The organism is Clostridium arbusti SL206 (assembly GCF_000246895.1).
Classification (GTDB): domain Bacteria; phylum Bacillota; class Clostridia; order Clostridiales; family Clostridiaceae; genus Clostridium_I; species Clostridium_I arbusti.
In genome coordinates this window covers 1-12,718 of the sequence record NZ_BAEV01000111.1, presented here as the reverse complement: position 1 = coordinate 12,718, position 12,718 = coordinate 1, and the positions used below count along the sequence as shown (strand labels likewise).

Below are 12,718 nucleotides of genomic sequence, written 5' to 3'. Positions count from 1 at the left end.
CTTTGCTTTATTGGCTCTTTTACCCTGCAATCTACAACTAAAAGATGTAGCCCATCGTACATATATACAATTGCTTTTTATAATTTATTTATGCAACCTTGTATATTTTTGTATTTGCAAGATTTATACTAGCATTTTTATCTCTATCAATTACATAATAAATCTTTCTCAGTTTTAATTTATGATCTCACTAATTTTATACAAATTATCCATTGCATGTCAATCTGATAACTTGGAAAACTATTGTGTAAAAAATCATTAGGGATTACAATAGATATAATTCTATTTATTATACATTATATACAATTTATATTTATTTAAAAAGATGGGAGAAGTTTTTTTATGGAACTTACTAAAAATTTTGATGTACGAAATGAGAGAAATCTTACTATGCTTGTTGACTTTTATGAACTTACCATGGGTAATGGTTATCTTAAGAATGGTGTAGGAGATAAAATTGCTTATTTCGATATGTTTTTTAGAAGAATACCAGATGGGGGAGGATATTGTATTATGGCTGGTGTTACCCAGTTAATTGAATACTTATCCAGTCTTGAATTCACCAAAAATGATATAGAATATCTAAAATCTAAAAGCGGATTTTCTGATGAGTTTTTAGATTATCTAAGAAATTTTAAATTTAGCTGCGATGTTTGGGCTATACCAGAAGGGAATCCAGTTTTTCCAAATGAACCTCTAGTTACTGTAAAGGGACCAGCAATACAAGCTCAATTTGTAGAAACTATGATACTTTTAACTATTAATCACCAAACTCTCATAGCTACAAAGTCCAATAGAATATGTAGAGCTGCCGCTGGTAGACCAGTAATGGAATTTGGATCTAGAAGAGCACAGGGTTATGACGGCGCCATTTATGGTTCTCGTGCTGCTGTTATCGGCGGTTGCAGCGCTACTGCTTGTACAATATCAGAAGAAATGTTTGGAATACCTGCTATAGGAACTATGGCTCATTCCTGGGTACAACTTTTTGATAATGAATATGAATCCTTCAAAGCCTGGGCAAACGCCTATCCTGATGATTGTTTACTATTAGTAGATACTTATAACGTATTAAAATCAGGATTACCAAATGCTATAAAAGTTTTCGATGAAGTTTTAAAACCACAGGGTATAAGACCTAAGGGAATAAGAATAGACAGTGGAGATATAACCTATCTTTCTAAAAAATGCAGGCAAATATTAGATGATGCTGGTTATAAAGATGCCAAAATAACCATTTCAAATTCTCTAGATGAACATATAATAACTGATGTATTAGCTCAAGGTGCTTGTATAGATAGTTTTGGCGTAGGTGAAAGATTAATAACTGCAAAATCAGAACCTGTATTCGGTGGAGTATATAAACTATCCGCGGTAGAAGAAAATAATATTATTACACCAAAGATAAAGATAAGTGAAAATGAAGAAAAGATTACAAATCCAGGCTTTAAAAAAATATATAGAGTATTTGATAAATCCACTGATAAGGCAATAGCTGATTTAATTACATTACATGATGAAGTAATTGATGAAAATGAAAAACTAGAACTATTTAATCCAACTTATACCTGGAAAAAGAAAAAATTAAAAAACTATTATGTCAAAGAATTAATGGTTGAAATATTTAAAAATGGGGAACCTATTTATGAAAGTCCTAGTGTAAATGATATAAAGGAATTTGCCGAAACTGAAAGCAATAAACTTTGGCCAGAAGTTTTAAGATTAGAAAATCCTCATAACTATTATGTAGATCTTTCAAATAAACTATGGGATTTAAAACAAAGCCTATTACACTGTTATTCAGATACATACGAAGAACAAGGAGAATAAAATGAACAATAATCCCCAAATTGAAATATCAAAAGAAGCTTACACAAATTTACTTAAACTCTTGTTAGCACATAAGGAATACAACTGTGTAAAATTTTCCTATGTTAGCTCCTGCTGTAAAAATGCTAAAGTAGATATACTTCTAGATGAGATAAATAAAAATGATTTCATTGAAAAATATAATGATATTTCTATTGTCTATTCAAGAAACATAAAAGATAATATAAAAAGTATACAGTTAAAATACGAAAATTCCACCTTTATGCTAAAGTGTGAACCTTTTGATAATAGTTCAAAGAGTTCAGCCTCTTGCTCTAAAGGCGGTTGTAGTGGTTGTTCTAAAGGATCCAGTTGTTCTAGTGAATGTACACATCATAAATAAAATTTTATTCAATGACTATCCGCTAGATAATGAATATAAACTTAAAGGGATCACACGTCCCTCTAAGTTTATTAATCATTGGTAAAGTCATTAACTAAATTTTAAATTATTTAAATTGCAAACCTATATCCCACCCCCCATATAGTTTCAATATATTGAGGATTTGAAGGATCTATCTCTATTTTTTCTCTTATCTTTCTTATGTGTACAGTAATAGTTGCTAAATCTCCTATGGAATCCATGCTCCATATCCTATCAAATAATGCTTCTTTTGTATAAACTCTATTAGGATTAGATGCTAGAAAAGCTAATAAATCAAATTCTTTTGTGGTGAGAATAAGTTCATTATCATTTAAAAATACTCTTCTTGATACCTTGTCTATAGTTAAAGCTCTAATCTTAATCTCATCTTTTTTATCTTCTTTATTTCCTATAAGCCTTTCATATCTTGACAAATGTGCTTTAACTCTCGCCACAAGCTCGCCTGGACTAAATGGTTTAGTAACATAATCATCTGCTCCTAGTCCTAGCCCCCTTATTTTATCTATATCTTCTTTTCTAGCAGAAATCATTATAATTGGTATATCTTTTATTTTTCTCATTTCTCTGCATATTTCAAATCCATCTATTTCTGGAAGCATTATATCTAGTATTAATAGATCGTAGCTATTATTTTTTGCTTGAATTAATCCTTTATCCCCACTACACTCTATATCCACTTCATAACCATTGATTTCAAGATAATCTCTTTCAAGTTCTGCTATGCTTCGCTCATCCTCAACTATTAATATCCTTTTCAATATAATCATCTCTCCATTTTTTTAATGTAAATATTATATTAGTACCATGATTTTCATAGCTTTCAGCCCATATTTCTCCACCATGTTCTTCTATGATTTTTTTTGAAATAGCAAGGCCCAAACCACTTCCACCAGTGTTAGAATTTCTTGAACTGTCAGCTCTATAAAATCTATCAAATACATATTTTAATGACCTTTTAGATATTCCCATGCCATTATCTTTAAAACTTACGAATATCCATTCCTTATCTCTATTAACTTTAATATGTATTTCTCCTCTTTCCTTGTTCATATATTTAACAGAGTTTTCAACTATATTCATTATAACCCTCTTCAGCTTTTCTCTATCACCAACTACGTAGGCATCATCTCTCAACTCATTTGTAAGTGTTATACTAATATTCTTTTTTTCCAGATCAAATCTAAGTTCGTCTATACAATCATTCAAATAATCTAAAAGTTCTACCTTTTCAAAGTTAAACGGAATCTTCTTTAAATCTAGTTTGGAAAATAAGAATAATTCTTCTATAAGTCTATCCATATCTATAGTCTTTACATATATAGTATTGATATATCTATCCATCTTTTCTGGAGTATCAGCTATACCATCCTTTATTCCTTCTACATAAGCCTTTATCGCGGTTACAGGGGTTTTCAAATCATGTGATATATTAGAAATCAACTCTTTTCTGTTATTTTCATATTGGAGCTGCATATCAATTGATTCTTTTAACCTAAATCTCATCTCTTCAAATACTCTACTTAATTCTCCAATTTCATCACTTTCATCACTATCTAATTTGAAATTCAAATTACCATTTTTTATCAATACTGCACTATCTTTAAGTTTTTCCAAAGGGGTAACTATACTTTTTGATACCAAAAATGTAAGTATTCCATTAGTAATAATTAGTATTGCTATCAATATACCTATTTCTAGAGCAATAAACTCATAAAAAATACGTTCACTAGAGGTAGTATTTAAAACTAAAAATATGGATATTTTACTCTCATCCTCCATGTAAAAATCATATTGTTTTAGTATTACAAATTTATTTTGCTTTAAAAAGTCAAGCCTATTGCTATTATCATATCTGTCAAACTGAGGTAATAAACTATAGGTAAAACTATTTTTTAGAAATGGAGATATATACAACAAATCCTCATCTTTTCTTACAATTATTCCTGTATGCTTATTTAAATATTTTTCTTGTTCTGAAAAAAACTCATCTTTTGATAAATTTTTTTTATTCTTAAGAATATATTCTTTTATGTTATCTATTGCCTTTGAGTCCTTTTGAATAATATTCTCTATTGGTGCTCCTTCAAAGCCAACATTATAAACATTTCCTAATCTATTTCTAAAAATTATACCTATAAATGCTGTAACAACTACAAATAATATAATTGGTATTAATAACATGGCAATATAGGATATAGTGAGTTTTCGTCTTATTGACATATTTCCTCCAAATTCTATTAAAAAGCTGTCCCGCAATGCATAGATATGCATTGTGAGACAGCCCCTTTGTTTTAAGCTATTTTATTCATATCTTAGTGCTTCAATTGGGTCAAGTGCTGCTGCCTTCTTAGCTGGATATATTCCGAAAAATATTCCTACTGCTGATGAAAATAGTATAGCAGCTATTACTACTACTGGTGATATTACCGGTACAACATTTACAGCCATTCCAGCAAGTTCTGCTCCACCAATTCCAATTATCATTCCAATTATTCCACCAATAAGAGAAATTATAACAGACTCCGTTAAGAACTGTATCATTATATTTTGAGTTGTAGCTCCAATAGCTTTTCTTATACCAATTTCCCTTGTTCTTTCTGTTACTGATACAAGCATTATATTCATAACTCCTATACCACCAACTACCAAGGAAATTGCAGCAACTGCTCCTATGAAACTTGTAAATATTCCAAGTACCTTATTTATCTGATCAAGTTGTTGAAATAAATTAGTTGCTGTGTATATACTTTTTCCTCTGTTATTATGTCTACTTTCAAGTATACTAACAGCACTATTTCCAGCATCTTCCGCATGCTCCTTTGAATCCGCTGATATAGTTAAACTATTTATTTGAAAATTATTGGGATATATAGTCTGTAATAATGTAATAGGAACCTCTACACTAATTGGCATATTATCTGGACCACCGCCAAACATATTTGAAGATGCCTTTATCCCTACAATAGTAACCTTTTTACTTCCATTTCCAGGCCCAATATCCATAGTTTTCCCTACCGCATCTGAATATCCAAATAAAGTCTTTGCTGCACTTTCATCTATAATAGCCACAGCCTTTCCTTCATTTTCTTCCATTTCATTATAGTATCGGCCATAAATTATCTCTTCATTTTGAATGTCTGCATAGTCAATAGTGGCTCCAGTTATAGTGGCATTTTTAGATGCAATACCCGTTGCTGCAAGGCCTCTTTCTTGAACTGTTGGACTTACATATCTTATAGTACTTACATTATTTTTTATTTGAGTTGCATCCTTTAAAGTGAAATAATCACTTTGCTGTGCTTTGGTTGCATCAATACCTATAGTTACCGTTGTCGCTCCTATTTTATTAAACTGATCCGTAACCGCACTTTGACCACCTTGTCCTAGTGATACAATTGCTATTACAGAACTGATTCCTATAATAATTCCAAGCATAGTAAGAAAGGATCTCATTTTATTTGCTTTAATACTTTCAAGTGCTATTTTAAAACTCTCTAGAAAACTCATGCTAACTGTTAACCTCCTTTACAAAGCAATCTTATAATCTTACCCTATCCTTTACTGCTTCATCCGTTATTATTTCTCCATCCGTAAATCTTACAATTCTCTTAGTATAAACGGCAACATCTGGTTCATGAGTTACCATAACCACTGTAGAACCTTCATCATTTAAATCCTGAAAAATCTTCATTATTTCAAAAGTAGATTTTGTATCCAAGTTTCCTGTTGGCTCGTCTGCCATAATAACGTTGGGCCTATTCACTATTGCCCTTGCTATTGCGACTCTTTGCTTCTGTCCACCAGAAATTTCATTTGACTTATGTTTAACTCTATCTCCAAGGCCCACCTTTACCAAAGCCTCCATGGCTCTTTCTTTTCTTTCCTTTGCCGGAACACCTGCATAAACCATTGGAAGTGCAACATTATCCAATATTGTTAGTCTTGGCAATAAATTAAAAGCTTGAAATACAAATCCTATTTCTTTATTTCTTACCGCAGCTAGTTCATTACCCGTTAAATTGGAGACATCTTTTCCGTTTAACATATATATTCCGCTATCCATTTTATCAAGACAACCCAATATGTTCATAAAAGTAGATTTTCCTGATCCAGAAGGACCCATAATTGAAGTAAATTCTCCTTTTTGAATTTTTAAATTAACTCCTTTTAATGCAGTAAAATCTATATCTCCAGTTACATATTTTTTAACTATATTTGTAACTTCAATCATATTTTACTTGCCTCCTGTACTTGTGCTATCTTTCACTGCTGTACCATTCTGCATTGATGCACTTGGATTAAGTATAACTTTGTCACCAATATTTACTCCACTATTTATCTGAGCTTCTGTATCTGATTGTAATCCTAATTGTACTTCTTTCTGTACTGCTTTATTATTTAATACAACAAACACATAATTTTTTCCAGACTTATCTGTCTTTATACTTTCTGTAGGAACCTTTATAATGTCATTAACTTGTCCAATTAATATGTTTACATCTGCATCAAAACCTTCTACAAGGCCATCTTGAGGTGCATCAATATCTATATCTGCTGGCAGAATTGTTGTTTGTCCTGAAGTAGATGTTGTTGTTTCAGCTGCTGGTGCTACATAGGATACCTTTCCCTTATAATCCTTATTTGCAAAAGTTAAATCAGAAGTTTGTCCTACTTTTACTTCCGATGCACTGTATTTATCTAAGTTTACCTCTGCTTGTAAATTACTCTGGTCCTCAATTGTTACTGCTGCTCCTGCAGATGAACTTCCAGCTGATGATGAAGCACCTACTGCTTGTGAACTTCCTACAACTGCATTTACTACTGTAACAACTCCATCAAAATCCGCTACATTTTTATCAGTACTTTGTGCTGCATTTGTATTTGCAGTATCCAAATTTACTTGTGCTAATTTTATTTGATTGTCAGCTTGTTTTAGCTTTTCTGATGAATCTGGTATTGAACTTTTCGAAGTATTTAATTGGGAAAGTGTAGAATTTAATTGTTGAAGCTGAGTAGCTCCTCCATCTTTTTGAAAATTAGGATCTTTTTTCTGTTGATCAGTTAGTTTATTTATTTGATTTTTAGTATCGTTTATCTGATTATTTATATCAGAAAGTTTTTGATTATTACTTGATACTGTATTTAGCAAATCCTGTTTTTGACTTTCAGCCGTATTTAAACTTATTTGTGCTTGCTTTACTGGCCCACTTAAATCCTGTACTTGATAGGTTACCAGTACATCACCCTTCTTTACCTTATCTCCTACCTTTACATTTACAGTTTTAACTTTACCTTGTTGTGGTATAAAATAGTTCTTACCATTTTTTGATTTTATAGTGGCTGTGGTAGATAGATAAGCATTTATGTTTCCCTTAGTAACCTTTGCAGTTTTAACAGCCACAAAATTGCCTTTATTTCTAGCTGATACTCTCAATCCCACTATTCCTACAACAACTACTGCTACTATAATACCGATAATTACTTTCTTTTTCATAGTAAATTATATCCCCCTTGTAAATTTATAAATTAAGACATCCTATACTTATCATTTGTTCTAGGATGCCTTTAATTATTTTCTGTATAAGGCACATTCAAATAAATAACTAGTCAATATGCTAGTCTATTTTGAATCCTACTGCGTCAACAGAACCCTTTGATAGCTCACTATCTGCGGAACCTGTTTCCTTGCTCAATTCAAAATATCCGTCGCATCTTTGACTTATTATTTATTTTCATATGCCTTAATTATATAATTAGTTCTTAAATTATTCATAAAATAATTCTTAAATTTTTCTAAAGTATTTATATTATAATTACTTTCCTAAATGAAATCTTCTTTTTTTGTTATCAGTATCTCTATCTAAGCTTGAATAGGGTGACTTGTTTGTTTTTATAATATAAATAGCAGCCAAAATTATTATAACAATTATCATTGAAAAACCTATAATTTTTTTCTTAAATGAATTATCAGATACATTGCTACCTAAAGTTTTGTATTCATAGGATACTTTATAAGGTCCAAAATTTCCATAACTCTCATTTCCAGTCTTATCTATTGCTTTATATTGTATATACCATGTACCATTTTTATCGAATTTTAAAGGTGAAGAATATTTTATCCATTTTCCATCATGACTTACATCCTTTTTCTCGGAAAACAAATAATATATTTCTTTAAAATTTGGATTGTCACAAATTAGCTTTATTCCACTGGATTTATCATTTAAATTTATATCTCCTTTATTTAAACTTGACCTAATTAGAAGCACGGCAGAGTCCTTAGTTTGTTCTTGATTATTAACTTGAACATTGCTATCACTTACCACTGGTTGTACTTCTGGATTTTCTGTAGTCTTACTTTCCACCTGTTCCTGTTTGCTAGTAGTATCTTTAGTATTTGAAGTACTACTACCGCTTGAAGTACTATTATTAGTGCTTGTACTATTTTTAATTTTACTTTTACTATAATTGCTAGTTGAACTTTCTGATGATGAATTTGTAGTCTTTTTAGAAGGAACAACATTATTTTCAACTGGCTTTGATGCAGGGGCCGCAGGTGTTTGTTGTGGTTCAACTGGTTGTTGTGGTTCAACTACTGGTTGTGGATTACTTGGGCTATTAGTCTCATCCGTTGTGGTTGAATTATTTTCATTGGTATTTACAGGAGTTTCAGCACTGCCAGATGAACTACTCCCTGAGGAATTACCGGTTGTTGATGAATTAGAATCAGGTGATTGTCCCGCTGAATCTCCAGTGTTTTCATTTGGCGTGGAGATTTCTGACCCTGAATTAGTAGAATTATCTCCTGGTGCAAATAATACTATATTATTTCTACCTTTGTTTAACAAAAACTTTTTAAATGTGTTAAAATAATTTGAATTATCCCCAAGAATACTTATAGTAAGCAAAACAGCAAATATAATTGGCAGTATCTTCATGTTTTTCTTCATATTTAATCCCCTTTGTATAAATATTTCTAATCCATTTTAATAACTACTCATTATTTTACATTCTTATATACTAAGTGTCAATTACCATAGCTTTCACCATGAATAAGTTTCTTTTTCCCATGATAATAAACTATTATTATGGCTCATTATGGTTTTATTAATATAATAATCATCAAAAAAAATTATGGATAAAGCCCTAAAAATTTAGTTCTTTATCCACCTTAGGAGTTTTAAATCTACCTTTCTCCCTTTATTACACCACTAGTTGTATGTTTTTTTACTTCATCTACATGAATTTCTTCTGGCTTTGAATTCTTCATAGCCTGTTTTCTTGTTTTCTTTTTTCCAACTTCATGAGACATAAAATCACTTCCTCTCATGAAATATTTTTAGCTAATGAAAGTATTTTTATTCCTATAATTGCATTCTATATTTCAATATATAATTAGAAAAATCCCAGCTATTTATAAATTCTTTAGCACTATCATAACCTGAATTATACAGTTCCATTGTCTTTTTCTTAGATAGATTAAAATCTGTAGTTTTTACTCCTTTTGTAGGTATACTGATTGTTCTAAATGCATTTTTATCTCCTACATATACTTCTTCATTTCTACTTAGAGCAGTATTTATAGTGTCTATAGAATATGAGATAAAGTTATCTTTTTTTATAACTAAACCCTTTTTAGAATGGTCAACAAACTTAAATCCAAAAGTGGGCCATTTAGGTGAACTGTCACTATCAAATATCCAAATAGGAAAATTACTTATAAGTCCACCATCTACAATATAGTTTATCTTATTATTATTTTTGAGCTTTACAGGCTTAAAGAAAAATGGAATACTAGAACTCATCCTCACTGCTTTTGCAATGTCAAATTCCAAAGGATCAATTCCATAAAGTTTTAAGTCATCTGGTATAATTAATATACTCCTTCTTGTTATATCTGCTGCAATTATTTTTAATACTTTCCCTTCTTTATATAAATCTTTAAATTTCGTTTTACCTTTAGCTTCTAAATGTTCACTCATCCATTTTTCTATTATTACACTATTGTATACTCCATAGTCATTAACTAATTGAAGCATATTGCCTACAATAGGAATATCATTTAAAAAGTTCCTCTTTATCATTTTTCCATAATCCATATCCATCATAATTGTCTTAAGTTCTTTACCGCTATATCCTACAGCTAAAAGTGCTGCAACAATAGAACCTGCAGAAGTTCCAGCTAAATTTTGCCATTCATATCCATTGTCTTCAAGACAATTTATAGCTCCTACAAATCCTATTCCCTTCATTCCACCACCTTCAAACACTGCATCTACCTTCATATATAATCCCCCTGAACTTAGTACTCTTTATCTTCCTATTTATTTTCACATTTCCTATTTTTGAAACTTAGCATTTATTTTATTTTCTATTAATGATACAACTTCATACATAATATAAGCTAAGAATGCAAGTATTACTATACTCATCATTACCATGTCAAGTTGAGATATTTGTCCTCCATAGACTATTAAGAAGCCTAGACCCTCTCTAGCTACAAGGAATTCTCCCATTATAACGCCAACCCACGAAAGTCCAACACTTATCTTTAATGCAGAAATTATAGTAGGTACAGAAGCAGGTATTATTAGATTAGTGAGAATTTGCCATTTGTTAGCACCAAAGGTTTTTAACAGTTTTATTTCATCTTCATCAACTTGCCTAAATCCATCTAATATACTTATTATAGTAACAACAATAGATATCAAAAGTGCAATTACAATTATAGCTTTTATTCCATTACCTACCCAAAATATTATAATTGGAGCTAAAGCTACTTTAGGAAGTGCGTTTAATACTACTAAATAAGGATCTAAAACTCTAGATACAAAATTAGACCACCAAAGTAAAACGGCAACAGCTGTTCCAAGTATCGTCCCAATAGTAAAACCTAGCACTGTTTCCATGCAAGTTATTCCAATATGCCTAAAGAGTGTTCCTTCCTCATATATTTTTATAAAACTTTTAAAAGCTCTTGAAGGTGTACTTATAAGGAAAGGATCTATCCATTTAAAATCTCCAGCGGCTTCCCATAATGCAAATATTCCAATCAATATAAGTATCCTTGTTACAAAAACCATAGTGTTCTTTTTCTTCATTGATTTTATATATTGTCTATGTTCACTACTTTCATTAATCATTTAAGTTCAAGCTCCTTCCAAATGATATCGAAATATTCTCTAAACTTTGGATTCTCTCTCCTATATAAAGGGGTTAAAGAATCATCTGAAAAGTCTATATTAACATCCTTTACTATTTTGGCAGGTCTTTTTGAAAGAACTATAACCCTGCTTGACATAGAAATGGCTTCTGAAATATCATGAGTAACCATTATTGCAGTTTTATTCTCCTGCTTTATTATTTCAAAAATATCATCACTGGCACTAAGTCTGCTTTGATAATCCAGTGCAGAAAATGGTTCATCTAAAAGGAGCACTTCTGGATTCAATGCTAAAGTTCTAATTAATGCCACTCTTTGTCTCATTCCCCCTGATAATTCACTGGGATGATAATTTTTAAAATCCTGCAATTTATAATTCTCTAATAATTCTTCAATCTTCTCATTAGCTTCTTTAGTCAATTTATGCTGTATTTTTAATCCAATGCGTACATTATCAAATACAGTTAGCCATTCAAATAAATGATCCTTTTGAAACATATACCCTATCTTAGAAGTTAGTCCACTAAGTTTTTTTCCGTCAATATATATATTCCCCTGTGAAGGTTTTATAAGTCCACATATTATATTAAGTAACGTAGATTTTCCACAGCCAGAAGGACCTACAATGCTTAAAAATTCACCTTGTTGTAAACTAAAACTTATATCTTTTATTGCCTCTGTCTCACTTTTCAGGGAGTGATAATTCATAAATATATGTTCTACATCAATCTTTTTCATTTTCCATCCCCCATACTATACTGATGTAATATTATATGAAGGTTATATAAATATTGTGTAATATAAAAACAGACAATCATAATTATAATGTTATTTTTACTAATCACATATGTAAAATGAAACCTATAAACCCAAATTTACACATATTTACTAAAATAAAAAAATTCAAGTATATTATGTTGTTCTGTAATCATACATAAATTTGTATATAAAAACATCATGAAAATTACTATATTATAGCAAATTCTCATGATGCTAATTTTAATTCTATCTATTTAACCTGCTCCACAGCCTTTTTAGCAAAGTCTGTATTTACAAGTTTATTAAATGCAGGTCTTTGTTTAATAAGACTAGGTTGATATCCCTGAATTATATCCATAAGTCTGTTTACATCTGCTTCCTTTATTACAGGATTAGGTGCAAATGCCCCTACAGCTCTATAGTTTTTAATATTTTCTGCTATAAGCTTTGTATCAGTTCCAGGGAAAAATGATTTAATGGATTCAGCTACTTTTTCATCACTGTTGCTATTTACCCACTTTTGGCCTTTGTAAATAGCTCTT

At 30.6% G+C, this 12,718-nt stretch carries 12 protein-coding genes and 1 pseudogene; 2 read left to right on the top strand and 11 right to left on the bottom strand.

The genetic code is table 11. From position 1 onward, the window contains the following. The first annotated feature begins 342 nt into the window (after positions 1-342). Together RH99_RS15685 and RH99_RS15680 are read left to right on the top strand one after the other, a co-directional pair. Positions 343-1,830, top strand: coding sequence for a nicotinate phosphoribosyltransferase (locus RH99_RS15685; protein ID WP_010240433.1), 1,488 nt, complete (start codon positions 343-345; stop codon positions 1,828-1,830). 1 nt (position 1,831) lies between these two features. After that, positions 1,832-2,212 (top strand): hypothetical protein, encoded by a 381-nt coding sequence (locus RH99_RS15680; RefSeq protein WP_010240431.1) that lies wholly within the window; start codon positions 1,832-1,834, stop codon positions 2,210-2,212. A 110-nt stretch (positions 2,213-2,322) separates the two neighbouring features. On the opposite strand, the gene RH99_RS15675 is transcribed toward RH99_RS15680, so the two are convergent. From RH99_RS15675 to RH99_RS15630, 11 genes and pseudogenes are all read right to left on the bottom strand, one after another. Continuing rightward, positions 2,323-3,012: a response regulator transcription factor gene (locus RH99_RS15675; RefSeq protein ID WP_010240430.1), complete on the bottom strand. Its 690-nt coding sequence runs from the start codon at positions 3,010-3,012 to the stop codon at positions 2,323-2,325. Next, positions 2,990-4,474, bottom strand: a complete 1,485-nt coding sequence (locus RH99_RS15670; protein WP_035777156.1) for a sensor histidine kinase — start codon at positions 4,472-4,474, stop codon at positions 2,990-2,992. Before RH99_RS15670 ends, RH99_RS15675 begins: the two co-directional genes overlap by 23 nt. Positions 4,475-4,555: 81 nt before the next feature. Further along, a complete protein-coding gene (locus tag RH99_RS15665) occupies positions 4,556-5,761 on the bottom strand; it encodes an ABC transporter permease (protein WP_010240428.1) in 1,206 nt (401 codons plus the stop codon). 31 nt (positions 5,762-5,792) lie between these two features. After that, positions 5,793-6,485, bottom strand: coding sequence for an ABC transporter ATP-binding protein (locus RH99_RS15660; RefSeq protein WP_010240427.1), 693 nt, complete (start codon positions 6,483-6,485; stop codon positions 5,793-5,795). A gap of 3 nt (positions 6,486-6,488) precedes the next feature. Then, positions 6,489-7,748, bottom strand: coding sequence for an efflux RND transporter periplasmic adaptor subunit (locus tag RH99_RS15655; RefSeq protein ID WP_010240425.1), 1,260 nt, complete (start codon positions 7,746-7,748; stop codon positions 6,489-6,491). A gap of 319 nt (positions 7,749-8,067) precedes the next feature. Then, positions 8,068-9,204, bottom strand: a complete 1,137-nt coding sequence (locus RH99_RS15650) for a hypothetical protein (RefSeq protein ID WP_010240424.1) — start codon at positions 9,202-9,204, stop codon at positions 8,068-8,070. A gap of 236 nt (positions 9,205-9,440) precedes the next feature. Beyond that, a complete protein-coding gene (locus tag RH99_RS19950) occupies positions 9,441-9,566 on the bottom strand; it encodes a hypothetical protein (RefSeq protein ID WP_279374465.1) in 126 nt (41 codons plus the stop codon). A gap of 52 nt (positions 9,567-9,618) precedes the next feature. Then, entirely contained in the window at positions 9,619-10,539 is a 921-nt protein-coding gene (locus RH99_RS15645; RefSeq protein ID WP_010240423.1) for a patatin-like phospholipase family protein, read from the bottom strand. Positions 10,540-10,593: 54 nt separating this feature from the next. Further along, the gene (locus RH99_RS15640; protein WP_010240422.1) at positions 10,594-11,397 is read right to left on the bottom strand and encodes an ABC transporter permease; all 804 of its coding nucleotides are present in this window, start codon (positions 11,395-11,397) and stop codon (positions 10,594-10,596) included. Next, entirely contained in the window at positions 11,394-12,155 is a 762-nt protein-coding gene (locus RH99_RS15635) for an ABC transporter ATP-binding protein (RefSeq protein ID WP_010240420.1), read from the bottom strand. Before RH99_RS15635 ends, RH99_RS15640 begins: the two co-directional genes overlap by 4 nt. A 271-nt stretch (positions 12,156-12,426) precedes the next feature. Next, a pseudogene (locus RH99_RS15630) lies at positions 12,427-12,718 on the bottom strand (ABC transporter substrate-binding protein); the annotation flags it as partial.

Coding starts and splice junctions, on each gene's coding strand:
- RH99_RS15655 (WP_010240425.1), bottom strand. CDS start 7,748: ATGAAAAAGAAAGTAATTATCGGTATTATAGTAGCAGTAGTTGTTGTA.
- RH99_RS15670 (WP_035777156.1), bottom strand. CDS start 4,474: ATGTCAATAAGACGAAAACTCACTATATCCTATATTGCCATGTTATTA.
- RH99_RS15645 (WP_010240423.1), bottom strand. CDS start 10,539: ATGAAGGTAGATGCAGTGTTTGAAGGTGGTGGAATGAAGGGAATAGGA.
- RH99_RS15660 (WP_010240427.1), bottom strand. CDS start 6,485: ATGATTGAAGTTACAAATATAGTTAAAAAATATGTAACTGGAGATATA.
- RH99_RS15635 (WP_010240420.1), bottom strand. CDS start 12,155: ATGAAAAAGATTGATGTAGAACATATATTTATGAATTATCACTCCCTG.
- RH99_RS15685 (WP_010240433.1), top strand. CDS start 343: ATGGAACTTACTAAAAATTTTGATGTACGAAATGAGAGAAATCTTACT.
- RH99_RS15665 (WP_010240428.1), bottom strand. CDS start 5,761: ATGAGTTTTCTAGAGAGTTTTAAAATAGCACTTGAAAGTATTAAAGCA.
- RH99_RS15680 (WP_010240431.1), top strand. CDS start 1,832: ATGAACAATAATCCCCAAATTGAAATATCAAAAGAAGCTTACACAAAT.
- RH99_RS19950 (WP_279374465.1), bottom strand. CDS start 9,566: ATGTCTCATGAAGTTGGAAAAAAGAAAACAAGAAAACAGGCTATGAAG.
- RH99_RS15650 (WP_010240424.1), bottom strand. CDS start 9,204: ATGAAGAAAAACATGAAGATACTGCCAATTATATTTGCTGTTTTGCTT.
- RH99_RS15640 (WP_010240422.1), bottom strand. CDS start 11,397: ATGATTAATGAAAGTAGTGAACATAGACAATATATAAAATCAATGAAG.